At 57.0% G+C, this 26,126-nt stretch carries 35 protein-coding genes and 1 tRNA gene; 16 read left to right on the forward strand and 20 right to left on the reverse strand.

The window, feature by feature from the left end; genetic code table 11:
- The first annotated feature begins 134 nt into the window (after positions 1-134).
- Positions 135-647: a thioredoxin family protein gene (locus NQF87_RS03295; protein WP_266126974.1), complete on the forward strand. Its 513-nt coding sequence runs from the start codon at positions 135-137 to the stop codon at positions 645-647.
- 51 nt (positions 648-698) lie between these two features.
- On the opposite strand, the gene NQF87_RS03300 is transcribed toward NQF87_RS03295, so the two are convergent.
- The 10 genes from NQF87_RS03300 to ffh all read right to left on the reverse strand — a co-directional run bounded on the left by NQF87_RS03300 (position 699) and on the right by ffh (position 9,931).
- Positions 699-1,904 (reverse strand): pyridoxal phosphate-dependent aminotransferase, encoded by a 1,206-nt coding sequence (locus NQF87_RS03300; protein ID WP_266126975.1) that lies wholly within the window; start codon positions 1,902-1,904, stop codon positions 699-701.
- Positions 1,904-3,106, reverse strand: coding sequence for a pyridoxal phosphate-dependent aminotransferase (locus tag NQF87_RS03305; protein WP_266126976.1), 1,203 nt, complete (start codon positions 3,104-3,106; stop codon positions 1,904-1,906). Before NQF87_RS03305 ends, NQF87_RS03300 begins: the two co-directional genes overlap by 1 nt.
- A gap of 85 nt (positions 3,107-3,191) precedes the next feature.
- On the reverse strand, positions 3,192-4,301 hold the full coding sequence (gene leuB / locus NQF87_RS03310; RefSeq protein ID WP_266126977.1) for a 3-isopropylmalate dehydrogenase: 1,110 nt from the start codon (positions 4,299-4,301) through the stop codon (positions 3,192-3,194).
- Complete coding sequence (gene leuD, locus NQF87_RS03315) at positions 4,298-4,960, reverse strand: 3-isopropylmalate dehydratase small subunit (protein ID WP_266126978.1); 663 nt, start codon at positions 4,958-4,960, stop codon at positions 4,298-4,300. The genes leuB and leuD overlap by 4 nt, the downstream gene beginning before the upstream one ends.
- A gap of 2 nt (positions 4,961-4,962) precedes the next feature.
- Entirely contained in the window at positions 4,963-6,405 is a 1,443-nt protein-coding gene (leuC, locus tag NQF87_RS03320) for a 3-isopropylmalate dehydratase large subunit (RefSeq protein ID WP_266126979.1), read from the reverse strand.
- 30 nt (positions 6,406-6,435) lie between these two features.
- Entirely contained in the window at positions 6,436-6,813 is a 378-nt protein-coding gene (rplS, locus tag NQF87_RS03325) for a 50S ribosomal protein L19 (RefSeq protein WP_266126980.1), read from the reverse strand.
- A 22-nt stretch (positions 6,814-6,835) separates the two neighbouring features.
- Complete coding sequence (trmD, locus tag NQF87_RS03330; protein ID WP_266126981.1) at positions 6,836-7,540, reverse strand: tRNA (guanosine(37)-N1)-methyltransferase TrmD; 705 nt, start codon at positions 7,538-7,540, stop codon at positions 6,836-6,838.
- A complete protein-coding gene (gene rimM, locus NQF87_RS03335; protein WP_266126982.1) occupies positions 7,537-8,079 on the reverse strand; it encodes a ribosome maturation factor RimM in 543 nt (180 codons plus the stop codon). Before rimM ends, trmD begins: the two co-directional genes overlap by 4 nt.
- A 25-nt stretch (positions 8,080-8,104) precedes the next feature.
- Positions 8,105-8,455 carry a 30S ribosomal protein S16 gene (rpsP, locus tag NQF87_RS03340; protein WP_266126983.1) on the reverse strand — a complete coding sequence of 117 codons (351 nt, stop codon included), beginning with the start codon at positions 8,453-8,455 and terminating at the stop codon, positions 8,105-8,107.
- Between the two features lie 54 nt (positions 8,456-8,509).
- Entirely contained in the window at positions 8,510-9,931 is a 1,422-nt protein-coding gene (ffh, locus tag NQF87_RS03345; RefSeq protein ID WP_266126984.1) for a signal recognition particle protein, read from the reverse strand.
- Between the two features lie 202 nt (positions 9,932-10,133).
- On the opposite strand from ffh, the gene NQF87_RS03350 reads away from it, so the two are divergent.
- From NQF87_RS03350 to NQF87_RS03365, 4 genes are all read left to right on the forward strand, one after another.
- Positions 10,134-10,901 carry an NAD(P)H-dependent oxidoreductase gene (locus tag NQF87_RS03350; RefSeq protein WP_266126985.1) on the forward strand — a complete coding sequence of 256 codons (768 nt, stop codon included), beginning with the start codon at positions 10,134-10,136 and terminating at the stop codon, positions 10,899-10,901.
- 12 nt (positions 10,902-10,913) lie between these two features.
- Positions 10,914-12,215 carry a DUF2130 domain-containing protein gene (locus tag NQF87_RS03355; protein ID WP_266126986.1) on the forward strand — a complete coding sequence of 434 codons (1,302 nt, stop codon included), beginning with the start codon at positions 10,914-10,916 and terminating at the stop codon, positions 12,213-12,215.
- Positions 12,216-12,731: 516 nt separating this feature from the next.
- Positions 12,732-12,821 (forward strand) — tRNA-Ser (locus tag NQF87_RS03360).
- Between the two features lie 153 nt (positions 12,822-12,974).
- On the forward strand, positions 12,975-14,240 hold the full coding sequence (locus tag NQF87_RS03365) for a tyrosine-type recombinase/integrase (RefSeq protein WP_266126987.1): 1,266 nt from the start codon (positions 12,975-12,977) through the stop codon (positions 14,238-14,240).
- Here NQF87_RS03365 and NQF87_RS08830 read toward each other — a convergent pair.
- The 10 genes from NQF87_RS08830 to NQF87_RS03405 form a co-directional block, all read right to left on the reverse strand.
- Complete coding sequence (locus NQF87_RS08830; protein ID WP_407651982.1) at positions 14,158-14,382, reverse strand: helix-turn-helix transcriptional regulator; 225 nt, start codon at positions 14,380-14,382, stop codon at positions 14,158-14,160. The genes NQF87_RS03365 and NQF87_RS08830 overlap by 83 nt on opposite strands.
- Positions 14,352-14,720 carry a Lar family restriction alleviation protein gene (locus NQF87_RS08835; protein WP_407651983.1) on the reverse strand — a complete coding sequence of 123 codons (369 nt, stop codon included), beginning with the start codon at positions 14,718-14,720 and terminating at the stop codon, positions 14,352-14,354. The genes NQF87_RS08830 and NQF87_RS08835 overlap by 31 nt, the downstream gene beginning before the upstream one ends.
- Before the next feature lie 187 nt (positions 14,721-14,907).
- Positions 14,908-15,093, reverse strand: coding sequence for a hypothetical protein (locus NQF87_RS03370; RefSeq protein WP_266126409.1), 186 nt, complete (start codon positions 15,091-15,093; stop codon positions 14,908-14,910).
- Complete coding sequence (locus NQF87_RS03375) at positions 15,084-16,169, reverse strand: AAA family ATPase (protein WP_266126988.1); 1,086 nt, start codon at positions 16,167-16,169, stop codon at positions 15,084-15,086. The genes NQF87_RS03370 and NQF87_RS03375 overlap by 10 nt, the downstream gene beginning before the upstream one ends.
- Positions 16,166-17,062, reverse strand: a complete 897-nt coding sequence (locus NQF87_RS03380; RefSeq protein ID WP_266127043.1) for a PD-(D/E)XK nuclease-like domain-containing protein — start codon at positions 17,060-17,062, stop codon at positions 16,166-16,168. The genes NQF87_RS03375 and NQF87_RS03380 overlap by 4 nt, the downstream gene beginning before the upstream one ends.
- The gene (locus NQF87_RS03385) at positions 17,062-18,027 is read right to left on the reverse strand and encodes a bactofilin family protein (RefSeq protein ID WP_266126989.1); all 966 of its coding nucleotides are present in this window, start codon (positions 18,025-18,027) and stop codon (positions 17,062-17,064) included. The genes NQF87_RS03380 and NQF87_RS03385 overlap by 1 nt, the downstream gene beginning before the upstream one ends.
- Before the next feature lie 124 nt (positions 18,028-18,151).
- On the reverse strand, positions 18,152-18,343 hold the full coding sequence (locus NQF87_RS03390) for a hypothetical protein (RefSeq protein ID WP_266126990.1): 192 nt from the start codon (positions 18,341-18,343) through the stop codon (positions 18,152-18,154).
- Positions 18,344-18,384: 41 nt separating this feature from the next.
- Entirely contained in the window at positions 18,385-18,708 is a 324-nt protein-coding gene (locus NQF87_RS03395) for a hypothetical protein (RefSeq protein ID WP_266126991.1), read from the reverse strand.
- Positions 18,705-18,980: a hypothetical protein gene (locus tag NQF87_RS03400; RefSeq protein WP_266126992.1), complete on the reverse strand. Its 276-nt coding sequence runs from the start codon at positions 18,978-18,980 to the stop codon at positions 18,705-18,707. The genes NQF87_RS03395 and NQF87_RS03400 overlap by 4 nt, the downstream gene beginning before the upstream one ends.
- A 169-nt stretch (positions 18,981-19,149) precedes the next feature.
- Complete coding sequence (locus tag NQF87_RS03405) at positions 19,150-20,037, reverse strand: S24 family peptidase (RefSeq protein ID WP_266126993.1); 888 nt, start codon at positions 20,035-20,037, stop codon at positions 19,150-19,152.
- A 16-nt stretch (positions 20,038-20,053) separates the two neighbouring features.
- On the opposite strand from NQF87_RS03405, the gene NQF87_RS08840 reads away from it, so the two are divergent.
- The 11 genes from NQF87_RS08840 (at position 20,054) to NQF87_RS03455 (ending at position 25,793) form a co-directional block, all read left to right on the forward strand.
- Complete coding sequence (locus tag NQF87_RS08840) at positions 20,054-20,272, forward strand: helix-turn-helix domain-containing protein (RefSeq protein ID WP_407651995.1); 219 nt, start codon at positions 20,054-20,056, stop codon at positions 20,270-20,272.
- Positions 20,250-20,744: a hypothetical protein gene (locus tag NQF87_RS03410; protein WP_266126994.1), complete on the forward strand. Its 495-nt coding sequence runs from the start codon at positions 20,250-20,252 to the stop codon at positions 20,742-20,744. Before NQF87_RS08840 ends, NQF87_RS03410 begins: the two co-directional genes overlap by 23 nt.
- On the forward strand, positions 20,741-21,424 hold the full coding sequence (locus tag NQF87_RS03415) for a hypothetical protein (RefSeq protein ID WP_266126995.1): 684 nt from the start codon (positions 20,741-20,743) through the stop codon (positions 21,422-21,424). Before NQF87_RS03410 ends, NQF87_RS03415 begins: the two co-directional genes overlap by 4 nt.
- Positions 21,424-21,909 (forward strand): single-stranded DNA-binding protein, encoded by a 486-nt coding sequence (gene ssb, locus NQF87_RS03420; protein ID WP_266126996.1) that lies wholly within the window; start codon positions 21,424-21,426, stop codon positions 21,907-21,909. The genes NQF87_RS03415 and ssb overlap by 1 nt, the downstream gene beginning before the upstream one ends.
- Positions 21,909-22,073, forward strand: coding sequence for a hypothetical protein (locus NQF87_RS03425; RefSeq protein ID WP_266126997.1), 165 nt, complete (start codon positions 21,909-21,911; stop codon positions 22,071-22,073). Before ssb ends, NQF87_RS03425 begins: the two co-directional genes overlap by 1 nt.
- Positions 22,070-22,324, forward strand: coding sequence for a DUF2312 domain-containing protein (locus NQF87_RS03430; protein WP_266126998.1), 255 nt, complete (start codon positions 22,070-22,072; stop codon positions 22,322-22,324). Before NQF87_RS03425 ends, NQF87_RS03430 begins: the two co-directional genes overlap by 4 nt.
- Positions 22,321-22,551 carry a hypothetical protein gene (locus NQF87_RS03435; RefSeq protein ID WP_266126999.1) on the forward strand — a complete coding sequence of 77 codons (231 nt, stop codon included), beginning with the start codon at positions 22,321-22,323 and terminating at the stop codon, positions 22,549-22,551. The genes NQF87_RS03430 and NQF87_RS03435 overlap by 4 nt, the downstream gene beginning before the upstream one ends.
- Positions 22,548-22,961, forward strand: coding sequence for a hypothetical protein (locus NQF87_RS03440; protein ID WP_266127000.1), 414 nt, complete (start codon positions 22,548-22,550; stop codon positions 22,959-22,961). The genes NQF87_RS03435 and NQF87_RS03440 overlap by 4 nt, the downstream gene beginning before the upstream one ends.
- Positions 22,962-22,963: 2 nt before the next feature.
- The gene (locus NQF87_RS03445) at positions 22,964-23,860 is read left to right on the forward strand and encodes a DnaT-like ssDNA-binding domain-containing protein (protein WP_266127001.1); all 897 of its coding nucleotides are present in this window, start codon (positions 22,964-22,966) and stop codon (positions 23,858-23,860) included.
- On the forward strand, positions 23,853-24,500 hold the full coding sequence (locus NQF87_RS03450; RefSeq protein WP_266127002.1) for a hypothetical protein: 648 nt from the start codon (positions 23,853-23,855) through the stop codon (positions 24,498-24,500). Before NQF87_RS03445 ends, NQF87_RS03450 begins: the two co-directional genes overlap by 8 nt.
- A gap of 693 nt (positions 24,501-25,193) precedes the next feature.
- Complete coding sequence (locus NQF87_RS03455) at positions 25,194-25,793, forward strand: hypothetical protein (RefSeq protein ID WP_266127003.1); 600 nt, start codon at positions 25,194-25,196, stop codon at positions 25,791-25,793.
- The last annotated feature ends 333 nt before the right edge of the window (positions 25,794-26,126 follow it).

Genomic DNA, 26,126 nt, shown 5'->3' on the forward strand with positions numbered 1-26,126 from the left:
TGCATACCCTAATCAGGAGATTGCGGGTTATCAAGAACAGCTCTCTCAGTTTGCCCTGTTTAACGCCATATTGTTACCTTTCCGCTAATCATGGACTGTAATTTTTCTGCACCTGCTTACAGGAGACATTGCCAATGCGTTTCCATCATCCCGCCCTCATCCTTGCCGGCCTGATGGCCACCCTGCCCGCCGGCGCAGCCCCGGCACCAGCTCCCCTGCCGGACATCAGCAAAATGGCCGCCATCACCCCGGCCCGTGCGCCCTACCCACCGGCTGATCTCGCCACAAAACAGGTGCATGAAGCCTTCCTGACCGCAGCCAGGACGAACCGCCGTGTCCTGCTGGATTTCGGAGGGAACTGGTGCCCGGACTGCCGCATTCTTGCGGGCATTTTTGCCGTACCATCCGTCAGCCTGTGGCTGGACGAGCATTTCGTGGTCGTGCCTGTCAATGTCGGGCACTTTGACACCAACATGGAGCTGACCCGGCAGTATGGCGTGACCATCAAGGCCGTGCCGACTGTCCTTGTTCTCACCCCTCAAGGCCGCCTGCTGAACCCTGATGGCACCCTCGCCCTCGGCTCGGCCCGCCAGATGACCCCACAATCCGTCATCACCCTGCTGAATGAATGGAACCAGCGGCCCTGAAATAAAAAAGAGCCATTCTTCACCACGACCGGGAAGAATGGCTCCTGCCTGTCAGTCCGTGATCCCCTGCACGAACCGGGCCAGCCTCTGACAGGCTTCCTTCAGCTCTGCATCAGACGCCGCAAAAGACAGACGCAGATGCGGCCCATACCCGAAGGCTGAACCCGGCACGGTCGCCACGTGGGCTTCCTCCAGAAGGGCTTCCGCAAAAGCCACGTCATCACTCAGCACACGCCCACCGGCTGATTTTCTGCCAATCAGGGCTGACAGCCCCGGATAGGCATAGAAGGCCCCCTGCGGCAGGGCACAGCTCAGACCTTCAATCTGCCGCAGCGCACCGACCACAAGTTCACGACGCCGCTCATAGGTCTCCCGCATGGCCTGCACACCGGCAATGTCTTCCTGAAGAGCAGCCACGGAGCCGCCCTGCGCCAGAGTGCAGATGCCCGATGTCGTGTTCCCCTGCACCTTGATCATCGCCCTGATGAGCGGCACGGGGCCACAGGCGAACCCGACCCGCCAGCCTGTCATGGCATAGGCCTTGCTCATGCCATTGATGATGAGGATACGATCGGCAAGGTCCGGGGCCACATTCAGCAGAGAGAGATGGTGCCTGCCATCGAATGTCAGGTGCTCGTAAATCTCGTCACTCATCACCATGACATGCGGAGCTTCCCGAAGAACCTCTGCAATCGCCTCCAGATCAGCCCGCTCCAGAATGGCCCCGGTCGGATTGTTGGGGAAGTTCAGCACAAGCCAGCGGGTCCGGGGTGTGATGGCTGTCCGAATGGCCTCAGCCTGCGGGCGGAACCCGTCTTCTTCCCGGCAGGCAACCTCCACCGGCACGCCACCGAACATCCGGGCAATCAGCGGATAGCTGACCCAGTATGGTGCCGGGACGATCACTTCATCCCCTTCATCCAGCGAAGCCATGAAGGCATTGAAAATGGCCTGCTTGCCACCATTGCAGACCATCAGCTGGTCCAGAGACACCTCCAGCCCGTTATCCCGCCTGAATTTCCCGGCGATCGCCTCCAGCAGCGACTTCTGACCAGGAATGGGCGGGTATCCAGTGTGCCCGGCCTTCACCTGGGCTATGGCCCCTTCCAGAGCCGCCGCTGGTGATGGAAAATCAGGCTGCCCCAGAGCCAGAGAAATGACCGGCTTGCCCTGCGCTTTCAGCTCACGGGCACGGGCGGCCATGGCGATCGTGGCCGGTGTCGGCAATGTGGTGAGACGCTGAGAGGGCCTGAACATCAGACCAACCCTTCACAGAAGCGGGCAATGCGGCGGCAGGCTTCTTCCAGAAGTTCCGTACTGGTGGCGTAGGACACACGGAAATAGCCCGGCAGCAGGAAAGCCTCCCCGTGAACGGCAGCCACGCCCGTTTCCTCCAGCAGTGCCCTGACAAAATCCTCATCACTCTTCAGCACATGCCCGCCTGCCGTGCGCCTGCCCAGAAGCTGCTGCACGGACACGAACACATAGAAGGCCCCCTCCGGCCGGGCACAGGACAGGCCCGGTACAGCAGAAAGGGCATCCACCACGAGGTCACGCCGCTTCTGATAGACGGCTACCATCTCCCCGATGAAATCCTGCGGGCCGGACACTGCCGCCAGTGCCGCTGCCTGGGCGATGGAACAGGCATTGCTGGTGCTCTGCCCCTGCAGCTTGATGAGCTGCTGTGTCAGGGCCACGGGAGCGGCCGCAAAACCGATGCGCCAGCCGGTCATGGCATAGGCCTTGCTGACGCCATTCATTGTCAGGGTCCGCTCCCGCAGGCGGGGTTCCACCTGCACGACCGTGCAGGCTTCCCGCCCCTCATAGGTCAGCTTGGCGTAAATGTCGTCCGTCAGAACCCAGACCTGCGGATGCTCCAGCAGAACATCCGTCAGGGCTTTCAGCTCTTCACGCGAATAGGCACTGCCTGTCGGATTGCAGGGAGAGTTCAGCACAAGCCAGCGTGTGCGGGGCGTGATGGCCTTGCGCAGCTGCTCCGCTGTCAGACGGAACCCCGTCTCGGGCGTGGTCGGCACGATCCTTGGCGTACCATCTGCCAGCTGCACGATGTCAGGATAGGACACCCATGCCGGAGCTGGAATGATGACCTCATCCCCCGCATTCAGCGTTGCCACCATCGCATTATAGATGACCTGCTTGCCCCCCGTGGAGATGCAGATTTCCTCTGCCCGGTAATCCAGACCGAAATCGGCATTCAGTCGTTCTGCCACGGCCTTGCGGAGGGCCGGAGTACCGGCAACATCGGTATATTTTGTCTCACCCCGCTGGATGGCCTCAATCGCTGCCTTCTTGATGAAATCAGGCGTATCAAAATCCGGTTCACCAGCAGACAGGCTGATGATGTCCCGTCCTTCCGCCTTCAAGGCTCTGGCCTTCTGCGTGATGGCGATGGTCTGGCTTGGCAGGATACGCCCCATCCGTTCAGCAGCGAGTGACATGTCCGTTCCTCTTACATCTCAAAAAAACGCCCGCCCGTGAGACACAGGCGGGCGCATGACAGTTCATAGCACAGTCATCCGGAAATCAGGCGAGTTTCTGAAGTTCCTTCAGGACCGCCGCCCCCATCTCCGCCGTGCTGACACGGGCTTCCCCGGCAGCGGCAATATCCGCCGTCCGCAACCCGGAAGCCAGAACATTGGACACGGCCTGCTCGATCAGCTCGGAATCCTCACCACGATCCAGCGAATAACGCAGCATCATGGCCAAGGACAGAATCTGCGCCAGCGGATTGGCAATACCCTTCCCGGCAATATCCGGCGCACTGCCATGAATCGGCTCATACAGGGCAGCCTGCTTATCCGTCCCTTCCGGAGTGCCCAGCGTGGCAGAAGGCAGCATTCCCAGAGACCCGGTCAACATGGAAGCAAGATCGGACAGCAGATCACCAAAGAGATTGCCCGTCACCATCACGTCAAACTGACGGGGGTCACGCACGAGCTGCATGGCACAGTTATCGGCCAGCATGTGCGTCAGCGTCACGTCAGAATAGTCACGCCTGTGCAGGTCCGTGATGACCTCACGCCAGAGCAGGCCGCTCTCCATGACGTTGCCCTTCTCCACGGAGCAGACACGGCCGCTCCGCAAACGGGCAAGGTCAAATGCCACACGGGCCACACGCTCGATCTCGGCAGTCGTATAGACTTCCGTATTCACGCCACGCTTTGTCCCATCCGGCAGAGTCTCAACCCCACGGGGTTCCCCGAAATAGATGCCACCGACGGTCTCCCGCACGATCATCAGGTCCAGCCCGCGCACGACATCCGGCTTCAGGGCGGAAGCCGAGAGCAGCGGATCGAACAGCTTGGCAGGGCGCAGATTGGCGTAAAGATTCAGCTCCTTCCGCAGGCGCAGGATAGCAACCTCCGGGCGACGGTCGAACGGCACATCTTTCCATACCGGATCGCCCACGGAACCGAACAGCACGGCATCTGCCGCCTTCGCTTTAGCGATCACTTCATCCCGGATCGGCACATCATGCTTCGCCAGAGAAGCACCACCCACGAGGTCCTCCGACAGGTCAACATCAAGGCCACGCTCGGCCTTCAGCCAGTCAATGATCCTGACGGCCTGTTCCATGATTTCCGGGCCGATGCCATCACCCGGCAGCAGCAGGATTTTCTGTTTTGTGCTCATACCTGCTCTCCTCCGCCACCAATGACACTCTGCGGACGGCCAGCCTGCTTCGTGGACGGCACCCACGCACGGGAAGGCCGGGCCTCGAACGCACGAATGGCCTGCTCATGGTTCTTCAGTGTCTGGGCCACGTCATCCAGCCCCTCCAGAAGAACCTGCCGACGGAACGGGTCCATCTCGAAAGAAATGACCTCACCATCCGGGCGGTGAATTTCCTGCTTCTCCAGATCAACCGTCAGACGGGCATTTTCGCCATGACTGGCATCGTCCATCAGGGCGAGGCACTGCTCACGGGGCAGACGAATGGGCAGGATGCCATTCTTGAAACAGTTATTATAGAAAATGTCCGCAAAGCTCGGAGCAATCACGCAGCGTATGCCGAAATCCAGCAATGCCCAGGGAGCGTGCTCACGGGATGAGCCACAGCCGAGATTGTCCAGCGTGATCAGGATGCCAGCCTTGCGATAGGCCGGTTTGTTCAGCACGAAGTCAGGATTCTCATTACCCTCGGCATCGTAACGCTGGCCCGCAAAAAGATGCTTGCCCAGACCGGTGCGACGGATGGTCTTGAGGAAGCGGGCCGGAATGATCTGGTCCGTATCCACGTTTTCCTGCGGCAGGGCGGCAGCGACGCTTGTCAGGCGGGTGAATTTTTCCATGATCAGGCGGCTCCTTCTGCCAGTTCAGGCTCCAGCAAATCCCGTGCATCGCACAGCACCCCCATCACGGCCGCAGCGGCAGCCATTGTGGGAGAACAGAGATGGGTGCGGCCATCAGGCCCCTGACGCCCTTCAAAATTACGGTTGGAGGTGGACGCAGAACGCTGTCCGGCACTCAGCTTGTCCGGGTTCATGCCCAGACACATGGAGCAGCCAGCCTCACGCCATTCAAAACCGGCATCACGGAAAATCCTGTCCAGCCCCTCTTCTTCCGCCGCATAGCGGACAAGACCAGACCCCGGCACGACCATGGCCCGCACGCCTTCGGCCACCTTGCGGCCCTTCAGCACGGCAGCAGCGGCCCTGAGGTCTTCAATGCGGCTGTTCGTGCAGGAGCCGATGAAGACGACATCCACCGGTGTCCCGGCAATCTTCTGTCCGGCTTCCAGCCCCATATAGGCCAGAGTACGGCGGATGCGCTCGGCCTTGGCCGGGTCTGCAAAATCTTCAGGGCGTGGCACGGTGCCGGTGATGGGCAGCACATCTTCAGGGCTTGTGCCCCATGTCACGGACGGGCTGATTTCGGCAGCATCCAGCACCACTTCTTCATCAAAGTGGGCACCTTCATCCGTGGCCAGAGTCTTCCAGTAGGCCACGGCCTGCTCGAAGGCTTCACCCTGCGGCGCGAAAGGACGGCCCCTGACATAACTGAATGTCGTCTCATCCGGGGCCACCATGCCAGCACGGGCACCGGCCTCGATGGACATGTTGCAGAGCGTCATACGTCCGGCCATGTCCAGCTTACGGATGGCTGAACCGGCAAATTCGATCACATGGCCGGTTCCCCCAGCCGTGCCGATGCGGCCGATGATGCTGAGCATGATGTCCTTGGCTGTCACGCCCGGAGCGACATCACCCTCAACCCGCACACGCATGTTCTTGCTGCGCTTCTGGAGCAGGGTCTGGGTGGCCAGGACATGCTCCACCTCGGACGTGCCAATGCCAAAGGCCAGAGAGCCAAAAGCCCCATGTGTGGAGGTATGGCTGTCCCCGCAGACGATCGTCATGCCCGGCAGGGAGACACCCTGCTCCGGCCCGACGACATGCACGATGCCCTGCTGGCGGGAACGCAACGGAAAATAGGGAACGCCGAACGCCTTGACGTTCGCTTCCAGCGTTTCGATCTGGAGGCGGCTCTGCGGGTCTTCCACCGGCTGGGAGCGGTCAGAGGTCGGGACGTTATGGTCTGCCACGGCCATCGTGGCATCGGGACGCCGCACCGGGCGTCCGGCGGCCCGCAGACTCTCGAAAGCCTGCGGGCTGGTCACCTCATGGAGGAGGTGGCGGTCGATGTAGAGAAGGCTTGTTCCGTCCTCAAGGGTTTTCACCACATGATCGTCCCAGATCTTGTCATACAAGGTTCTTGGGGTAACCGGATTCTGCATTCTCTCTCATCTCCTTATGAGAGCTGAAAATCAGCCCTCCTTCTTGATATCACGCGGACGCTCGGCAATACGGGCGGACTTACCGGAGCGGCCACGGAGGTAGTATAGCTTCGCACGACGAACCTTACCACGGCGAACAACCGTAATATCAGCAACTGCCGGGGAGAAAAGCGGGAAAACACGCTCCACACCCTCACCGTTGGACACCTTGCGCACCGTGAAGCTGCTGCCCAGACCGCAGTTTGAGCGGGCAATCACGACACCTTCGAAGACCTGTACACGTTCACGTGTACCTTCGACAACGCGCACGCCGACACGCACGGTATCACCGGCTGCGAATTCAGGAACGCTGCGGATAGCGGAAAGACGCTCCATTTCGCGCGCCTCATACTGCTGAATGATGTTCATGCTTCAAACTCCTGAAAAAAACTCAACTCTGTTGCTGCTGCTCATAGACGGCCCAGAGGTCCGGGCGGCGTGTACGGGTCACAGCGATGGATTTCTCATCTCGCCAGCGGGCGATTTCCCCATGATTGCCAGAAAGCAGGACGGGCGGGACATCCCTCCCCTCCCATGTGGCAGGCCGTGTGTACTGGGGATATTCCAGCAGACCGGCGGAGAAACTTTCTTCCTCCCCGCTCAGGGCTGACCCCATCACACCCGGCAGAAGTCTCACACAGCCATCAAGGAGTGCCAGTGCCGGTATTTCTCCTCCGGAGAGGACAAAATCCCCCATGCAGACCTGTTCGATCGCATGTTTCTCCAGTACCCGCTCATCAACTCCCTCGAACCGCCCACAGAGAATGACAACGCCTTCTCCCTGAACGTAGCGTGCAATATCCTTCTGCTCCAGACGACGGCCCCGTGGTGTCGGATAGATCACCGGGCGTCCATCATCTGCCTGCCTCACGCTGGTCAGGGCGTCATCCAGCACGTCCGGCCGCATGACCATCCCTGCTCCTCCGCCAAAGGGAGCATCATCCAGAGCCTTGTGCACGCCCTGCCCGAAGGGACGGAGGTCATGCGTTCTGCAAGCCCACAGATTCCGCTCCAGAGCACGCCCCGCAAGGGAGCAGCCCAGCGGGCCGGGGAACATCTCCGGAAAGAGGGTCAGAATGTCAGCCTGCCATGTCATGACCGGACTTCCACCTCACCAGCCAGATCGCCCTCCACTTCCACGGCTTCCGGCGGAACGACCACGAGGCGTTTCGCCTTCATGTCCACGTCCGGCACGCAGGCCAGGGTGAAAGGGATCAGCTGCCCTGCTTCCAGCTCCAGACTGGTGCCAGCCCCATAATCATGGACACTGACAACACGCCCCACGGTTTCCCCGGAAGCAAGGACGGCCTCCATACCGATCAGATCGATATGATAGAACTCATCCTCCTCCACCTCCGGCAGAGCCTCACGAGGCACATAGAGCTTTCGGTTCACCAGCTTTTCTGCCGCCGTACGGTCCGGCAGAGGCTGTCCGTCCTGTCCCAGAACGGCAGCAATGCCCGGTGCCTTCCAGCATATCTGCCACACAGTACCCGTCTCATCATGAAGAGGCCCGAGTTCCTCGAGCGTCTCGGGATGTTCCGTTGCCGGGTGCAGGCGCACAAGCCCCCGCACGCCATGCGGCCGGCCTATCGTGGCGACCAGAACATCCTGATGTGAAGGACGGTGTGACAAGAAGAAATCTCCCGCTCAGGCCTGATCAGGCCTCGGCTGCCTTGGCGGCTTCAGCTGCTGCGGCACGCTCCTGGGCCTTCTTCTTCGGAGCGGATTTCTTGGGCTGCTCACGGAAAGCCGGCTTCGGTGCCAGACCGGCATGACCGAGGAAACGGGCCACACGGTCAGTTGCCTGGGCACCCTTCTCCAGCCAGTGCTTAATGCGCTCGTCGTTCAGACGCACGCGCTCACCGTGGTCGGACGGCAGCATCGGGTTGTAGGCACCCACCTTCTCGACGAAGCGGCCATCGCGCGGGCTGCGGCTGTCAGCAACCACGATGTGGTAGTACGGACGCTTCTTCGCACCTGCGCGGGACAGACGGATCTTCAGGCTCATAATAACTCCTGCATCATCAGAACATTACAAAAAGACAGACAGCCAAGAGGACACTCAGCCAAAAGGTGGACGGCCTCCCGGACCTTCCATCCCCTTGAACATATCGCCCAGACCACCGGCACCCCCCATGCCACGCATCAGTCCCGTCAGACCGCCCATCTTGTTTAGACGTTTCATCATGGTGGACATCTCACTGAACTGCTTCAGCAGCCGGTTGACTTCCGGAACGCTCGTGCCGGACCCAAGGGCGATGCGCTTCTTGCGTGACGCCTTGATGATCTCCGGTGCGCTGCGCTCCTGCGCCGTCATGGAGGAAATGATCGCCTTGTGGCGGTTGAAAATGGACGTGTCCAGATCCTTCCCCGCCAGCTTATCCTTCAGCTTGTCCATGCCCGGCAGCATACCAAGAATGCCGGAGATGGAGCCAAGGCGATTGATCTGATTGATCTGCGAGACATAGTCATTCAGATCAAACTTGCCGGCGAGCATCCGCTTGGCAACACGCTCACCTTCTTCCTGATCGAGCTGCTCGGACGCTTTTTCCACCAGCCCGGCGACATCGCCCAGCCCCAGAATGCGCCCGGCAACACGCTCGGGATGAAACTCTTCGAGAGCCTCCATCTTTTCACCGGACCCAGTGAACTTGATAGGCTCTCCTGTCACGGCCTTCATGGAGAGGGCGGCACCACCACGGGCATCACCATCCATGCGGCTCATGATGACACCGGTCAGGCCGATCTGGTCCTTGAAGGACTGTGCAGTATTGACGGCATCCTGACCGGTCATGGCATCAACAACCAGCAGCGTTTCCACCGGCTTTGCCACGTCCCGGACCTGACGGACCTCATCCATCAGGGCTTCATCAATCGCCAGACGCCCTGCGGTATCCAGAATGACGATGTCGAAGCCTTCACGGCGGCCTGCATCCAGCGCACGGCGGGCAATCTCGACAGGCCCCTGACCCGGCTCGATCGGCAGGGAGGTGACCAGCCCGTTCGTGCGCCCCCCCACCTGCTCGGCAATCTGCTGGAGCTGGAGCTGGGCGGCCGGACGCTGCACGTCCAGACTGGCGAGCAGCACTTTCTTCCGCTCACGGCTGGCAAGACGCAGAGCCAGCTTGCCGGCCGTCGTGGTCTTGCCCGCCCCCTGAAGACCGACCAGAAGATAAGGAATAGGAGCCGGAGCCGACAGGTTCAGCGGAACGGCACCGGCACCGCCCAGAGCCTCGATCAGCGCATCATTGACGATCTTCGCCACGGCCTGACCGGAAGAGACGCCATCCAGCACCTCACCACCGACAGCACGCTCCTTCACCTTGCTGACGAAGCTGCGCACCACGGGCAGGGCCACGTCGGCCTCCAGCATGGCCAGACGGACCTCGCGCATGGCCTCGGTGACGTCACCCTCCGAAAGCTTCTCCCCGCGAGAGAGACCTTCGAAAACTTTCGACATTCTGCCAGAGAGCTGCTCGAACACGGGCTATCCTTAATTCCATGACAAACGCGCCACTGCGCGAACCCTCGCGGAGTGACGTGTCCGTAAACTTCCTACGCCTTTACGGCCTCTCCCGTTTCCCGTCAAGCTTTTCCCGCTTTCCGGCACGGGAAGGCCGTTGCCTCCCCATGACCGGAGGCGTAGCCTGCCTGCTTTTCCCTGAACAGCGCGAAAGATGTACCCCATGAATGTCCTTCTCGTCCTCGCCCACCCTGAACGTCATTCCCTGAATGGTGCCCTGGTGGACATTGCCACCCGTGAACTGAACTCCCTTGGTCATGACGTCCAGCTTTCCGACCTGTACCGCATGGACTGGAAGGCGACCGTCGATCAGGCCGACTTCCCTCATGAAACAGCAGACCCCCTGAATGTCGCTGCCGCCTCCGCACGGGCCTATAAAGCTGGCCAGCTGACGGATGACGTGAAAGCGGAACAGGAAAAACTCCGTTGGGCTGATGCCGTCATCTTCCAGTTTCCGCTCTGGTGGTTTTCGGCTCCGGCCATCCTGAAAGGGTGGTTTGAACGTGTCTTCTCTGCCGGTTTTGCCTATGGCACGGGCAAAAGCTACGGCGATGGCTGCATGAAGGGCAAGCTGGCCATGCTGAGCGTGACGATCGGCGGCACGGAGCATGACTATTCCGCCCGGGGCATCTGTGGCCCCATTGATGATCTTCTCTTCCCCCTCACACACGGAACGCTCTTCTATACCGGCTTCACCACCCTGCCCTCCTTTCTGGTCCATAGTGCCGACCGGCTGGAAGAGTACGGCGAAGGGTTTTCGGAGCTTGTCGAACGCTACAGGGAGCGTCTCTATGCCCTGGAGACGACAGCTCCCATTCCGTTCCGCTCTGCGGCCAGTGGGGATTATGCCCCCAGGACCAGAGAACTCCGCCCCGGTCTGGAAGACCAGAATGCCAGCGGCTTCAGGCTGCATCTGAAAACCACATCCTGAAAGGCTCCCTCCATGACCACACATGACATTACCTGCCCGCACTGCCACAAGGCGTTCTCGCTGGACAATGCAGGCTATGCCGACATCGTCAAACAGGTGCGGGACAGGGAATTTTCCAGGCAGCTTCATGAAAGGCTGGAAGCGGCGGCACAGGAGGAACGGCTTGCCGCAGAACGGACCAGGTTCGCTCATGAACAGGAAATGCATCAGGCCCTGCATGAGCGTGATGCTGAAATACAGACCCTGAAAAACCAGCTTGAGCGGCACGAAGCCGACCGCCAGACAGCCGCCCGCCTCGCCGAAGCTGAAAGGAAGGCCCAGCTACAGGAGGCGATCCAGGCAAAGGAGCGGGACATTCAGGCCCTACAGGCAAAGCTCTCCGCCAGTGCGACGGAGAATGAGCTGGCCATCACCAGAGCGGTCGATGCCATGCGGCAGGAGCGTGATGCCCTGCAAAGCACCCTGAAGGAGGCCGAGCTGAAAAACAGGCTCGATGCCACCCAGATAAAGGAGCGTTACGAGCTTCAGCTTAAGGACCGTGACGATCATATCGAGCGGCTGAAAGACATGAAGGCCCGCCTCTCCACCAAGATGGTCGGTGAAACGCTGGAGCAGCATTGCGAAGTGGAATTCAACCGCTCCCGGGCGATGGCCTTCCCCCGGGCCTATTTCGAGAAGGACAATGATGCCCGCTCCGGCAGCAAGGGCGACTACATCTTCCGGGATGCAGATGAGAGCGGCACAGAAATCATCTCCATCATGTTCGAGATGAAGAACGAGACTGACAGCACCACCACCCGAAAGAAGAATGAGGACTTCCTGAAGGAGCTGGACAAGGACCGTACGGAGAAGAAGTGCGAATATGCCGTGCTGGTCTCCCTGCTGGAGCCTGAGAGCGAGCTGTACAATACGGGCATCGTGGATGTGTCACACCGTTATCCCAAGATGTACGTCATCCGCCCGCAGTTCTTCCTTCAGATCATCTCCCTGCTCCGCAATGCCGCCACCAATGCGCTGGCCTATAAACGGGAGCTGGAACTGACACGCCAGCAGAATATCGACGTGACCAGTTTTGAGGAAAAGCTGGAGGCCTTCAAGAACGGCTTCGCCCGCAACTATGACCTCGCCCACCGGCAGTTCGAGAAGGCCATCGAGGAGATCGACAAATCCATCTCCCATCTCCAGAAGGTCAAAGAAAGCTTGGCCTCATCAGAGAAGAACCTCCGCATTGCCAATGGTAAGGCGCAGGATGTCACGATCAAGCGGCTCACACGGGGGAATGCGACGATGAAGGCAAAGTTTGAGTCTCTTTAAAGGAGACAAAAAATGAGCTTTCACGAAAAGACATGCTAGCGCACTGAATCCGTTTGTACAGCAAAGCTCCTACCAGAATATACACTGACTAAAGAAAAAGGCAGGGGTGGCCGCCCCCGCCCTTTTCATCCCCTTAAAGCCAAGGAGACATATCATGCTCTATGATGTCGCATATTCTATCATACAGAACTGGTCGTATACCAGTCTTTTCGTGACAATGATCGTCCTCCCGCTTCTGGTCAAACACTCCAATCTGCACATTAACATTTCTGTAGCAGTTACCCTTTACCCTCCCCGTAAGAGGAAAGGCTAAAAATCAGTTTGAACATCTATCCCCTGCTCCAGCGGGGATTAAAGAAGGCCGCTCCACAATGAGGCGGCCTTTCCTTTTCCGACCCCCATCAGCACCGATCGCTGCTCCACCGCTTGACGCACCACATCTGAATCAGTATCAGAAGCCGTCTCAGCTTTTCTTGTAGGGAAGTAGATGTTCCCACCCTGGGGAACACAGACAACGGATGGGTGTCCGAGCGGTTTAAGGAACTGGTCTTGAAAACCAGCGTGCGTGGAAGCGTACCGTGGGTTCGAATCCCACCCCATCCGCCACAAGACATATTTCAAACCTATTCAAGCATTGCCAAAACCCGCAGAAATCTGCCATTTCTTTCTGATATACCTATTCACTACGGCGCATCATAACGCACCGCAGCGCATCAATTTGGGGGCCTATATGGGGGCCTCATTTTCCGGCGAGACACCATGCTGACAAATACGGAAATCAGAAACGCCAAGGGTAAGGAAAAACCTTACAAAATGGCGGACAGCCAAGGGCTTTATCTTCTGGTCCGGCCCAACGGCTCGAAACACTGGCACTTGAAATACAGGATCGGGGGAAAAGAGCGCAAGCTCTCATTCGGAGCATACCCGGAAGTCAGCTTATCCGAGGCCCGGCAGGCAAAGGAGGCCGCCCGTACAGAGCTGCGAGCCGGTATCGACCCCGGCCTGACACAGAAACAAAAGAAGGCCTCCGCTGCGAACGATGAAGGCGCATTCCGCCGGGTAGCAGAGCGATGGATCGAGCATACGGCTCCGACATGGAGATCCGTCAAGCACCACTCTGACGTGGTGAGTAGCCTGGAACGGTACGTCTATCCGGCAATCGGCAACGTGCCTCTCAATGAGATTACGTCTCCGATGGTTTTGGCTCTCCTGAAACGAGTGGAGGCTCAGCGGGCCATCGAGACTGCACATCGGATTTGCCAGCGCATCAGCGCCGTGTTTCTGTACGGTATTGCCTGCGGTCTGGCCCAGACAGACCAGGCGGCCCCTCTGAAAGGTATACTCAAGAAGGTACCGAAAGGCCGCCAGAATGCCATCACGAACCTGCCTGAACTCCAGGAGATGATGCACCATCTGGACGGGGTAGCTGCTTATCCTGTGTCCTTGCTTGCCTTGCGCTTTCTGGCTCTAACGGCGGCTCGGTCGGGAGAAGTTCGGGGGATGCTCTGGTCCGAAATAAATGGCGATGTGTGGGAAATCCCTGCCGAACGGATGAAGATGAAGAGGCCCCACATCGTGCCGCTCAGTAGGCAGGCTTTAGAGATTCTGGAGGCCGTAAAGCCATTTACTACCCATTCCCCTTATATATTCGCCGCTATCCGATCACCAGAAAAGCCGATGAGTGATATGGCCCTATCAATGATTTTGAAAAGGAATGGATACGCCGGGCGTCATGTTCCGCACGGTTTCCGCTCTTCATTTTCTTCAATCATGAACGAAAGGCGGCCAGAAGATCGCTATGTGATCGACCTGATGTTAGCCCATGTCTCAAAAGATAAAGTCGAAGCGGCGTACAATCGATCCCTGCATCTGGAGAAAAGAAAGGAGATCGCCCAAGAATGGGCAGACCTCCTTCTTGAAAAATGTGTTACGGCCAGTGAGCTTACGCAGATTGCGCCTCGTTCTGGGCCTTCTCGACCTCAGCCAGAACCGCTTCCTGCGTCCAGCGAAGATGACCATTCTTGAGGCGGAAGCCGTCAGGGAACTTTCCCTGGCGGATGTGTCTCTCTAGTGTGGACTTGCTGACCCCGAGGTATTCCGCCACTTCTTCTTTCGTCATCAAAGGGGCAATTTTACTCATCCCTTCTCCCCTCTTCTGGTGTTCCATGCTGAAACGGCAGCAGCTGCCAGCGGGTACGTTAATGGTCCGGTTGCGCAACAGTCGCTGTTAGTGCACTGCACAAAAAATCCCTCTTCTGCTACCGCCTCCGGCGATCTGATCTCAAACAGGCCAGCAGCCTCCCCGCACCAGGGGCAGTTCTTTATCTGCCCCCCAACCTTCTCTTTGGCTCTGGCGTTCCACTTTTTAACGGACGCCCGTTGATCTGCTCCTTCCGGGCCGAATGTCAGGCAATTCCGGCAGCGCACCCCCACATGGGGAACATATTCAACGAGTGCTTCATCCGGCGGACAAAACGGGCACGGCTTAACTTTAGACAAAGTCATTATAAACGACCTCCATAAAAATATCTTTTAATCTCTAAATAAATAGGAACAAATAATATTGTTATTATAGAAAACATGCCGATAACCACTAATGCATGTATCAAACCCGTCTTTATGTTGTCGGTATGCAAGAAAGCCGCCGTAGTGATTGATAACAACGCAACTAACCACAAATATTTTACTACTATCACGCCATTCTCTCCTTCACCCATTCATTCAGTTCAGCAGCCCCGATGAGCGGCCAGAGGGTCACACACACCACGGCACTGGTCAGGCCAGGACGGTATCCACTGCTGGTACGCAGCATGCTGATGCGCCACAGAATGCCGGGGGTTAGATACCCGGCGATAAGTAGGGATATGATCAGACCCATGATGGGACCTCCAGATCATCAGTGCCCGAGTGTGTTGAGGCCTCTGTTCCTCCCAGTTCATCCTCATTGGCTTCGAATGATGCCATCTTGTCTCTAACCGCCTTATCAACCCGCTCTGACAGTCGGGGACGGCTTGCTCTCAGCTTCTCCCTTAAACCCATGAACCCCTGATCGCTTGTGAGTTTCTGAAGGGCGTCCACTGTTGCCGCATCCTGGATGGCCTCCACCATTTCACGAGCTTCCACCATGCTCCTGTCTTCTGGAGGCCTGTCAGTTCCATTTTCCGCCCAGTTTTTCAGGCGGCTCCCCTGCTCTGCGACAATGCACTTCCCGCTGGGGAATATGTCCCGCAACTCATGATTTAATTTATGGGGCAGGTCATATCGTGGCTGCCCCGGGGTTTCGGGGTGCATGGTCATGGAGCCGGACAGCTCGAACATGAATGACTTTTCGCAGATTGGCTGGAATCCCATCTGCCTGATCTCATTACGCTCACGGCCTGTCTTGGGGTTGATTACCTTCTCGAACTTGATTTTCTCTTGCGCCCGCAGGCAGAAAATCAGATGTGTTCTGGTCTGGATAAGCCTCGCCATCATGCGCTTGTGCTGCTGCTTGGGCTTTTTCCAGCTTGGGGCCGTCATGGCTTCGAATTTCCACTGCTGGAAATTGCCATTACGATCAGTCGCTGCTGACATTGCGGCTTCCTCCGCCATATCAGAGCATCCGCCTTCCCCATCCCACTCATGGCTCATGCTGTCGATTACGATAACCGTCGCCCCGGCCTTCTCGGCGGCCCGTATCGCTTCGATATAGCGCATCGGCTCAAAAGGAGGCTGGAAGTCAACATGGAGGAAATCAAACGTACCTTTGGAAGGGTCCGCCTTCTGGCCGGGATGCGGAGCATAATGAAGGGCACGCCCCGCCTCGGTATCAATGACGGCAATCTTGCCATCCTTACCTTTGATCCCCTCGGCCAATGTCAGAGCCGAGAATGTCTTCCCGGAACCAGAAGCCCCAGCGATACCAAACAGAAGACCAATCTTTTCCCGAACGGCCGGTTTAATCGTAAAGCTCATGCCGCATCTCCAAATTCTGCCAGAATATCATCCCTTATCTCCTGCTCTTCCTGCTCATTAATGAGCCATGCAGGGGCCTCCACGTGGGCCATGTGAGGATATCCGGGCCATTCCCCGCTCTTCATGCACTCGCTCCAGATACGGATTGCACGGCTGACATTCTCATCCGCCACATGACGGAGACTTGGAGCCGGGGTGAGAACAGAAACAGCGTAAGGAGCGTTCATCTCCACTACGATGAACCGCATTGGCTCTGGCGTAATGCCCCGTATTGCCTTCATGCCACGAGCATAAAAACGGTCCTGCGTGCGGTATTCCCTTGCAAGGGAACGGCTCCATTCCTGGGGCGATGCGCTCTTGGTCGTGCCTTTGAGATCAAATAACGGTGCTCTGGGGTCGTCAGGAAGGAAATCAACCATCCCACGGCACCAGATGTCCCTTTCCCGCCATGCGATAACAGCCTCTGACTGACCCTGACCGAAAAATGCGGCACAATCCTCTCTCTTCATAAGCTGATCACGAGCCGCCTCAGCACACGCCAGAACTGCTTCATACTCATACTCCAGAAGGACAATTTTCCCCTCTGCCTGTGCGGCGTCCCGTTCTTCCCTGGCGATTTTGCTTTTGTAATCCCTAAAAGGCAGGTGGGCGATATCCGCTCCCTTCCCCAGAATTAGCCTGTGCAATGCCGATCCTTTCTGCATTGGCTTCGTCGGCTTGGAATCATCTGTCCTGTCAATATTCAGGCGAGGATGTCTGAACCGTGCATGGAGTGGGCTTTGATCTAGTAGAACCTTGGCGATTGAATTGGACAGGCTGGCCACCGGGCACGGGTCCGCATGGTATTGCTCGCTCGTTAGGTTGTAGATGCCGGGATCGACGATCTTACTCATCACTCACCCTCCTTAAGCCATTCTTTTGCCCGCAGGCGGGCAAGCTTGATCAGAAGGCGGTATTCGTCACCGTATCTATTACTTCCGTGTTTTCTCCGAACAGCATCTTCAAACTCTGATAGGGTTCCAGAAAAACACCCCCTGTTCACAGAAACCCCGTTCTCTGTGCGGAATATTGTGAGAACGCCGCATTCTGATCCAACAGGGCTAACGAAAAAATAATCCGTTTTTCTAGAAATGCGGGCATTCCCGGACACCTTGGCGGCCCCGAACACCATGGCATACCCGTACACCTCGGCATTCCCGTACACCTTGGCGGCCCCGAACACCATGGCATACCCGTACACCTCGGCATTCCCGTACACCTCGGCATCACCGGACACCTTGGCATTCCCGGACACCTCGGCATTCCCGTACACCTCGGCATCACCGGACACCTTGGCATTCCCGGACACCTCGGCATTCCCGTACACCTCGGCATTCCCGGACACCTTGGCATTCCCGGACACCTCGGCATCACCGGACACCTTGGCATTCCCGGACACCTCGGCATTCCCGTACACCTCGGCATCACTGGACACCTTGGCATTCCCGGACACCTCGGCATCCCCGGAAACCTCGGCATCCCCGAACACCTGGGCATTCCCGAAAACCCTGGCATTCCCGGACACCTCGGCATTCCAGAACACCTTGGCATCCCCGAAAACCTCGGCATTCCCGAACACCTTGGCATTCCCGAACACCCTGGCATTCCCGGACACCTCGGCATCCCCGAACACACAGGCATCCTCGCAGATCCACGCATTGCCTGATTGATCAAGGTTAAATTCTGATTCTGCGTATCCGCCTAAATCACCCCGTGAAACCCCGGCAGACGCTATGTCGACGAGTGCCCGAATACGGTGCAGAGTGCGCCCTTCGAAACTTATTGTCTCGTCCGTCAGTTCGTATTTTTTCTCGCTCATCTTGCTCCTCCCTTTTCACTGGAGCATGCGGGCGTATGAACGGGTTTTCCCGCAACTTCGTGGCAGGCGACAATTCCCTGAGCCCCAAGGGCACAAATAAGTATGATGAAAAACACCTTTTCCATCAGAACTCCCCCGCTCTCACAGCCCGAGCCTCATCGAGGAGCATCGCTGCGATCTCTTCTGCTCTCTGCGCCTTCTGGAGGTCGCCTCGACTAACGTAAATCAGTCCATCATGAATGACCTGCGATGCCAACTTGCGCAGCCGCCGCGCTTCGATTTTGGACACATCTCTCCCATTTGCATCTTTCAGCATCTCAAAAAATCCTCAGTTTATTGGGTAGTTCTAACTAGCGGTTACGCCGCTTCACTCTTCCGGTTATAATCGTGGCGTTGCCTTATAGCGTCTTCACGCCGCTTAACTTCCGTTACGCCCGTATCGTCTTCGTCGATACAATCGCTTAACTTGCCTCTCAGCTTATCAAGCGCATCGAACGCCACGTACGCTTCATCTTCCAGGCACTCATTCAGCCAGTCATTCTTGTCCAGAACGTCAGCTGTACGGCTGATCAGGGCAAGAACGGCACGCTTTGAAGGATTACGGCCATTCTCGACACGCTCCAGAAGGCCGTTGTCAGTCGGGTGGTTCTGGTGGGCGATCTGCTCGGAGATAAGGCTCATGGCTTATTCCCCGCACGTACTGAAAGGCCAGCCAGGGCATCGGACAGTGCCGCCGTGTTGAAAGGCCCTATCGCCGGGAACGACGCCTCGGTAATCGTCTCGTTGCGCTCATATGGGTAGGTCAAGCTGTCAATCAGGGTATCGATGGCCAGAATTGCCTGCCTCAGATCGTCCCGCTCGGCCAGTGTCAGACCCGTACCATCAGAGACAATCTCCAGCTCGTCGTGGGCCGCCCTCAGTCGGGACAGGGCTGCGCTCCTGTTGTTTTCCACCTCGTCACCTCCGTGTTTGTGTGGTGTCTGAGGTAGACTTTTGCCTATTTGGATAAAACAAGCAAGGCATTTTTTGCCTTTTTGGCAATTTTTATGCTTTGCGTGTTGCCATAGAAAAAGCCGCCCACAAGGAAGGCGGCTTTAATGAGAAAATTATTAACTTACCTTGTCAGAAGGTGGCTCTCAGCCGTGTCTTTATCATACCGACTACAAGACTTTTTATCTGAATCTCAGGGATACCGGCATTATCTGGCGTCTCGAGATCAGGCGCCTTGAGTATGATTGGCTGCTGGAAATTAGGGTCTGTACTCTGCGGCCATAAACATGCCGAACCGTCATCAAGAATCTGCAACGCTTTTACCGTCGCTTCAACCCCCGGCCCATACGAATCACGACGACGGACCACTACAAAGTCCCCTGTCTCAGGAGGTCGCCCCAGCTCCGAGTAGTCAATAACGCACACGACCGAACCATCAGGGAAAACACGGTTCATACTCTGCCCCTTCACTTCTAGGGCATATCTGTTCAGAGATGCAGGATATCCATCGTCCGTAGGGTAGCTGACAGAATAACGCTCATCGTCAGGCACCTCTAACGCCTCAGAAAACACCCCGGCCTGCACTGCCCCTATTACTGGGATCAATCGTATTTTTACCCCAGGAATTCGCTTGACGGAGGCTCCTTTAGGAAGAGGACCCTTCCACTCTACATTGTGCAGGGCAAAATATTCGGGGCACGGCTCCTTCACGTAGAGATGCCCAACATCTTCGGCAGGGAACCCGAATGCCTTCCAGAGGCGGATAGCGACCTCAAGCTGTAATTTACGCTCTCCGTTCGCCGGGCGCCATATCCCTGTTGGAGGCAATCCGACAGCGGCCCCCGCTTCTTCGTATGTCATCCCTAGCGCAACCAGATAGGAACGCAGGTGATTCGGATGAGGTTGCTGGGTATTTCTCGTTTTTCTCATGACTGATTTTCTCCAAAGTGGAAAAAATATCTTTACCCAGACAGACAAAATTTCTTGATTAATTTTGCCATTTAGGCAAAATGCCTCCATGAAACTATCCGAATATATGGAGGCGGAAAGCCTCACCCCAGCCGATGTGGCTCAGAAAATCGGGGTCCAGTCTGTGGCGACGATCTACCGATATACGGCAGGAACGAGGAGGCCATCCTCAAAAATGCTGCGTCGCATCCATGAATTCACCAACGGGGCCGTGACGGCGAACGATTTTTTCCATGCCCCGCCCCCACCCAGAGGAGCGCATCATGAGCGGATACGCACGCTATAGCCCGTCAGAAAAGAGCCTAGAATTGGCAATTGATTACCTAAAATACGCTCAATCAGATGTAATGAGCATTGTTAGGGTTGCGGCAATTTTCGACGCATACCTGTTAGGTGAACTGGTTGTCGGGATAAAATTGGAAGAACTGGGCACCTTCCCAGAGATACGAACGCTCAAAACTAATAAAGAGCGAGCAGATTTTTTCGGTCCCGAACCTGAAGATAGCTTCGTAGAAAGCCCTGCGATTGCCGGAAAGACGCGTGAGAATCCTACTCCATGCTCAAAAGGTGAGGAATCGGCTTGTGATGATCAAGTGGGGGGATCCACTGAGCTGGCTAAAACCTTCATCAGGAGCCTGCCTGACCCAGAATTAGAGCAGCTCAATTTTGGACTTCGGACAGAACATCTCGCCGACCTAATGGGCAAACTAGCTCATGCGGAAATTCAACGACGCATCAAGAGCCGGAGCGCATCATGAGTCTCAGTGAAAAAACACGTCTTGAGCTATTGGAGCTAACGTTCCAGTTCATCACGGACAATTACCGCATAAATGGGGAACGAATTGAAACTGCCCGCCAAGTTGCCGAATTCTACAGGGTATTAGAGGAAGTCCTTTCTCTTAATCTCGCTTCCCGCAAACTTGGAAAAATTAGGCAACCTTCCCCTTTTTCTTTTTGGATCAGCGAGAGGGCCTTCGTTCCGTTCTGCTTCCTCAATAAGGGAATTGGCACGCTCCAAAAGCTCATTTGCAGAAACTTTCTCGCTTTGATTTTTCAAAAATTCTGCCAAGGCAATGACGGTTCGCATTCTTTCGTAAGAAACAGTCACTATGCATCTCCTTCTTCTGATGAACAGCACCCCACGGACTCGCACTCCGAAGGGCACCCAGGATGCGTATCAGCTTCCACTGAGCAGCAGGTAGAGCTGGAAGAGCAGGACAGCCATGAACGGCTGGAAACGTCCGTCAGCCCATTCATCAAACGACTCTCTGATGCTGACCTCGCCGCCATCAATGCCGGTGCGGTCCCGAAATCGCTCATGAAGCTGCTGGGTCGTGTTGCCTACAACGAAATCGAACGCCGGAGGGTCGAAGAACCCGGGGCCGACATCGGATACGGGTACACTGGCAGCCCCGACCCAGGGGAGGTGGGCGCATAATGTCCAACGGCGTCAACAAGGTCATTCTGGTCGGGAATCTGGGGCGTGACCCAGAGGTACGCGACACACAGTCCGGCAGCAAGATTGCCAATCTAGCCATTGCTACCAACGAAACATGGGTAGACCGCAATACAGGAGAGAAGAAGAGCCGGGCGGAATGGCACCGTGTCGTTATTTTCAATGAACGTCTTGTGGATGCCGCATCTCGCTATCTCAGCAAAGGTCGCAAGGTCTACGTCGAGGGCGAACTCCGTACCCGCAAATGGAAAGACCAGCAGGGCGTGGATAAGTACACGACCGAGGTTGTTCTGAGCAAATTCGGAGGGACCCTGGTCTTCCTGGACGGGCAAGACCAGGCACAGCAGCAGGATCAGCCCGCACAATCCACCAGTCAGAACAATACCCAGCGTTACCAGACCGGGACTTCCATGAGCGACGCCGCCGGGTATGGCGAACCGCCGATGGATGACGAAATCCCCTTCTGATGCCCATGATCATTCACCCAACCAAACAGCTCCTTGAGCTGGCCCTCGCCCGTTACGAGGAAATCCCTCTTAGGTCGCAGGTAGAGCTGATGGGTGCTCTCTCAAGAGCTCTCAGGATTGAGACGATTGCAGACCTCGCAAACGTTCTGAAGGAAGAAAAATGAACGAAACAACCAACAACGTGGGCGGGATCGCCGCTGACCGCCTGCGCTCCATCATCGAGCGTGTGGAGCGTCTGGAAGATGAGCGCAAGGCCCTGGGGGCGGACATCCGGTACGTGTTCACGGAGGCCAAGTGCGCCGGGTTTGATGTGAAGGCCATCAAGCAGATCATCAAGCTGCGCAAGCAGGAACCGGCTGAGGTGGAGGAACAGGAAACGCTCGTAGAGACGTACAGGAGGGCACTGGGGGTATGAGCATTCTGGATTTTATCGTGCGCCGCCGTGACCGGATCAGGGATGAAAACTTCGCCCTAAAACTGGCCCTCAGCGGTGTAGAAGAGAGGCTGTTCACCGAGATGGCATACAGCCGCAAACTGGCAGAGGACAGGGACGCCCTTCTGGCACAGAACTGCCGTCTGCGTGCCCAGCGGGATGATGCCCTCGTGCGCCGGAAGCGTGATGAGAAAGGGAGGTTCCGGTGAGACAGATAAGTTTCATCCTTCCCTCACCCTACCCGCTTCTGAACCGCTCTCTGCGGACGCACTGGAGCGTCAGAAAGCGCCAGCAGGCAGCTATCAGGGGCACGATACTGGAACAGATCGGAGGAGCCGCCGGGCTGCCGCATGAGCCGTTTCAGAAGGCGCATGTCGTTATCGAACGGCACAGCGTTGGAACGCCTGACTACGACAATCTGGTCGGCGGCGGCAAACAGCTCATCGACTGCCTGACAACGCCTGTCATGGGCAAGGGCGGCCGCCAGAGGAACAAGCGGGGACTGGGCATCATTGTCGATGACAGCCCCGCCCATCTGATTGCCGACTACCACGCCGTGAAATGCCGCCTGTGCGAACAAAAAACGGTGGTCACGATCACCGAGATTGAAAGGGACTGAGAATGGCCCGCATACGCTCAATTCACCCAGGATTCTGGACCGACGAAGCGACACTTGAGATGTCTATTCAGGCTCAGCTTTTCATGATCGGCCTCTGGAATGAAGCTGATGATGGCGGGGCTTTCGCATGGAAGCCACGACAGCTGAAGGCACGGCTGATGCCAATGCACAATGTCGATCCGGAAGAAACTCTGTCCGAGCTTGTCCAGATCGGCGTGATACGAAAATACGAAAGCGATGGCCAGGAGATCGGTGCGATCCGCAATTTTGGCAAGTGGCAGTCCCCTAAAAAACCAAGCCGAAAATTCCCGATGCCGGGAGAAATCATGCAGTTTTGTGCCACCGAGAACATACCGGGAACAGGTAAGGAACAGGTGGAGAAAACTTCCGAAAAATCGTCCAAAGAACCTCAAGATAGAGAAGAAATTTCCGAACCAGTTCCCCACCAGTTCGGAACCAGTTCGGAACCAGTTCCCATAGGAAGAGGAGAGGAAGAGGAGGAGGAAGAGGATATACTCTCTCACTCCGTTCGAGAGGAGCACGCAAGCGATCTGGCTGCTCCCCCAAAAACAAAATCTCCACCGTCCAAGCGGGGGCATCGCCTGCCGGACGACTGGCAGCCATCCCCGGAGCTGATCGACTACGCCAACGAGCGGAACCTTAACCCGCAACGGGAGGCCGAGGATTTCCGGGACTACTGGCACGCCCGCCCCGGTGCCGGAGGCGTGAAGCTGGACTGGGCCGCCACGTTCCGGACGTGGTGCCGCCGCAGCGCAGACCGCCAACAACAGCGGTTTCTGAGCAACAGGAACGTCACCCCGTTCCCCAGCCGGATGAGCCGAGATGAGGAAAACCGCCGGGCGTCCATGGATTTCCTGAGGGGTTTGGCCAATGGATAACCAGCTCACAGTCCCCGGAAAATCGCAGTTCCCCACCATGATCCGGGGGGAAAAGATCGAGTTCAGTCCCGACCTGCTCAAGGCGATCGAGCAGCAGACGGACGCCCCCGATGCCAGCCATCTCCCCTACCTGCCCCGTGCCGTTGTGGCGGAAGCGAGGAAGGCCGCAGAGGCGATTGAGGCAAAGTTCCTGTCCCCTGCAGAACCGGCTGAATTGCGGGATTTTCTGGTGAAATTGCATCACTCGCTGAACGCAATCGCCATCAAGCCTCTGGCCCCTGAAACCCTGGAGCTGAGGATTGCAGCGGCCCAAATGGCACTGGAAGACGCACCACGCTGTGCGTTCGGTGACAAGTTCGCCAAAGCCTGCTTCGCCCGGTTCAAGTGGATGCCAACCCCGGCTGATTTTCTGGAGCTGGCCAACGAGCTGGCGGAAGAATATCGGGCCAAGGTCACCAAGGTTCGCCTGATCGTGATCCACGATGCCGGGAAACGGTTCACGCTGGGCTATGCCCCGCCGCTAGAGCACGAACCGGCCGAACCGCCGCAGCTCACCCGTGGCCAGGAAGAAACGCTCGGATCGGTCATGAAGGGCATCAATGACGAGATAAAAACCAAACGAGAGGCGATGGTGGGATGAATATGCCTCTATCAGCCTCACAGGGCGTCGCTGAGTGCGGTGCAGATCATTCTACGATAGATGACACCGGGCACGACACATACATGGCTCAGAGAGCTTCTGTGAAGGTATTTTGTTTTGAAGGCTACGACAGGGGGTCTGCATGAACAGAACATGCCGGAAATGCGGGGCTGAGAAATCCCTCACCGAATTCTGCAAGGACAGCCGAAGCAAAGGCGGATATCGCCACACATGCTTGCAATGCTACGGGGCCGAACGAAAGAAGATTTATGCCGAAAAAGCAGCAAGACAAATACCAAAAATTTCAACAACATCCGTGGTGAACGGGCGGAAAATCTGCGGACAGTGCCAACAGACATTACCTGTTTCCCGATTCAGTCGAGACAGGAGCAAAACCTGCGGCCTGCAATGGCGTTGCAAGGGATGCGTCGAGAAAAACAAAGAAGCCCGTCAAACCAAGAATAACGGGCAATCAAAAACCAGAAAAACACGGAAATTCCCACCGTTCAAAGGGTATGGGATGTCCGCATGATTCCTGAAACCACATTCGGGAATGATAGAGCTGGGCAGGCCAAAAAAACCGCCCGGTCTTGGGGAACCGAGCGGCTGAATACCGGTCTTGTCTGTCAGGAGTGGCAGTTTTTATAGCAGAACAGGACGAGCTGTAGAATGGCAGGACCGACCAGAGAACGAATGAACAAACCGGACTGGGAAACTCATGGCAGGAGGCGGCGGCGTTCCAACACCCTGGAGGCACTGCGACACCGGGTGGGAGATGAGGTTATTGCAGAGGCACACCGATGGATTGCGGACTGGGAACTGGCCGTGAACGGATATTGCGACGATATGAAGAACAGCGGCAGCCCGGCGATCCCCGGGAATGTCTTCACCTTCAACGCCCTGCGGGGACAGAAGTGGCTACCCATAAGAGCGTTCTGCCGTCACGCCGGGCAGGAGGCACATATGCTGCTGGTCCAGATGCTCGCTCATGGCTGGTCATTCTCAAGCATCGGGCGGTCACACTGGCCGGAACTAAGCGAGAACAGGGCAAGGAACCGAGCATCTGAAGCCTGCGAGGCTGCCCTTCTGGCCCTGCATGACTTCTGGTGCCAGCAGCGTAAAGCAGACGCCGGGCAGGCCATACATGCGGCCCGCTGCTACAGGGCGTGCCCTTCCCTGCCCGTGCTGTGTAAGGATTTTGGTCTGGCACAACCCGGCATGAGAAAACTGATTGATCGTGGAGAAAAAATGCTCAGCCGTCCTCGACATGGATTGACAGCCATAGGCGGATAACTGTACAAAATTGGCATGATCGTTAGCCGTGCGCCCGGATAGGTTGCACGGCTTTTTTATTGGCAGAAAACAGCCAACAAAACGGCAGACGGGCACCCTTGGCCAAGATCACCACGAGCCGTCATTGTAGAAAGCTGTTGACGTGACCGGAAAAAAACCCTATCAAATCGCTAGCTTTGGAATTGTTGCGCCCTCCCCTGTTAAGGTTTCCCTTGTTAAAGCATTTTGCTTTCAGGTGGGTCTCATAAAGTGCGCAACATACCCCCGCCGGCTTTGAAACCCGTGCGGGGGGTTTTCTATTTATCTGCCATAGCGACTCCTTTCATGTTTTCG

Source organism: Bombella dulcis, from assembly GCF_026385505.1.
Classification (GTDB): Bacteria; Pseudomonadota; Alphaproteobacteria; order Acetobacterales; family Acetobacteraceae; genus Bombella; species Bombella dulcis.

Coding starts and splice junctions, on each gene's coding strand:
- NQF87_RS03295 (WP_266126974.1), top strand. CDS start 135: ATGCGTTTCCATCATCCCGCCCTCATCCTTGCCGGCCTGATGGCCACC.
- NQF87_RS03300 (WP_266126975.1), bottom strand. CDS start 1,904: ATGTTCAGGCCCTCTCAGCGTCTCACCACATTGCCGACACCGGCCACG.
- NQF87_RS03305 (WP_266126976.1), bottom strand. CDS start 3,106: ATGTCACTCGCTGCTGAACGGATGGGGCGTATCCTGCCAAGCCAGACC.
- leuB (WP_266126977.1), bottom strand. CDS start 4,301: ATGAGCACAAAACAGAAAATCCTGCTGCTGCCGGGTGATGGCATCGGC.
- leuD (WP_266126978.1), bottom strand. CDS start 4,960: ATGGAAAAATTCACCCGCCTGACAAGCGTCGCTGCCGCCCTGCCGCAG.
- leuC (WP_266126979.1), bottom strand. CDS start 6,405: ATGCAGAATCCGGTTACCCCAAGAACCTTGTATGACAAGATCTGGGAC.
- rplS (WP_266126980.1), bottom strand. CDS start 6,813: ATGAACATCATTCAGCAGTATGAGGCGCGCGAAATGGAGCGTCTTTCC.
- trmD (WP_266126981.1), bottom strand. CDS start 7,540: ATGACATGGCAGGCTGACATTCTGACCCTCTTTCCGGAGATGTTCCCC.
- rpsP (WP_266126983.1), bottom strand. CDS start 8,455: ATGAGCCTGAAGATCCGTCTGTCCCGCGCAGGTGCGAAGAAGCGTCCG.
- NQF87_RS03350 (WP_266126985.1), top strand. CDS start 10,134: ATGAATGTCCTTCTCGTCCTCGCCCACCCTGAACGTCATTCCCTGAAT.
- NQF87_RS03355 (WP_266126986.1), top strand. CDS start 10,914: ATGACCACACATGACATTACCTGCCCGCACTGCCACAAGGCGTTCTCG.
- NQF87_RS03365 (WP_266126987.1), top strand. CDS start 12,975: ATGCTGACAAATACGGAAATCAGAAACGCCAAGGGTAAGGAAAAACCT.
- NQF87_RS08830 (WP_407651982.1), bottom strand. CDS start 14,382: ATGGAACACCAGAAGAGGGGAGAAGGGATGAGTAAAATTGCCCCTTTG.
- NQF87_RS08835 (WP_407651983.1), bottom strand. CDS start 14,720: ATGACTTTGTCTAAAGTTAAGCCGTGCCCGTTTTGTCCGCCGGATGAA.
- NQF87_RS03370 (WP_266126409.1), bottom strand. CDS start 15,093: ATGGGTCTGATCATATCCCTACTTATCGCCGGGTATCTAACCCCCGGC.
- NQF87_RS03375 (WP_266126988.1), bottom strand. CDS start 16,169: ATGAGCTTTACGATTAAACCGGCCGTTCGGGAAAAGATTGGTCTTCTG.
- NQF87_RS03380 (WP_266127043.1), bottom strand. CDS start 17,062: ATGAGTAAGATCGTCGATCCCGGCATCTACAACCTAACGAGCGAGCAA.
- NQF87_RS03385 (WP_266126989.1), bottom strand. CDS start 18,027: ATGAGCGAGAAAAAATACGAACTGACGGACGAGACAATAAGTTTCGAA.
- NQF87_RS03390 (WP_266126990.1), bottom strand. CDS start 18,343: ATGCTGAAAGATGCAAATGGGAGAGATGTGTCCAAAATCGAAGCGCGG.
- NQF87_RS03395 (WP_266126991.1), bottom strand. CDS start 18,708: ATGAGCCTTATCTCCGAGCAGATCGCCCACCAGAACCACCCGACTGAC.
- NQF87_RS03405 (WP_266126993.1), bottom strand. CDS start 20,037: ATGGAGGCATTTTGCCTAAATGGCAAAATTAATCAAGAAATTTTGTCT.
- NQF87_RS08840 (WP_407651995.1), top strand. CDS start 20,054: ATGGAGGCGGAAAGCCTCACCCCAGCCGATGTGGCTCAGAAAATCGGG.
- NQF87_RS03410 (WP_266126994.1), top strand. CDS start 20,250: ATGAGCGGATACGCACGCTATAGCCCGTCAGAAAAGAGCCTAGAATTG.
- NQF87_RS03415 (WP_266126995.1), top strand. CDS start 20,741: ATGAGTCTCAGTGAAAAAACACGTCTTGAGCTATTGGAGCTAACGTTC.
- ssb (WP_266126996.1), top strand. CDS start 21,424: ATGTCCAACGGCGTCAACAAGGTCATTCTGGTCGGGAATCTGGGGCGT.
- NQF87_RS03425 (WP_266126997.1), top strand. CDS start 21,909: ATGCCCATGATCATTCACCCAACCAAACAGCTCCTTGAGCTGGCCCTC.
- NQF87_RS03430 (WP_266126998.1), top strand. CDS start 22,070: ATGAACGAAACAACCAACAACGTGGGCGGGATCGCCGCTGACCGCCTG.
- NQF87_RS03435 (WP_266126999.1), top strand. CDS start 22,321: ATGAGCATTCTGGATTTTATCGTGCGCCGCCGTGACCGGATCAGGGAT.
- NQF87_RS03445 (WP_266127001.1), top strand. CDS start 22,964: ATGGCCCGCATACGCTCAATTCACCCAGGATTCTGGACCGACGAAGCG.
- NQF87_RS03450 (WP_266127002.1), top strand. CDS start 23,853: ATGGATAACCAGCTCACAGTCCCCGGAAAATCGCAGTTCCCCACCATG.
- NQF87_RS03455 (WP_266127003.1), top strand. CDS start 25,194: ATGAACAAACCGGACTGGGAAACTCATGGCAGGAGGCGGCGGCGTTCC.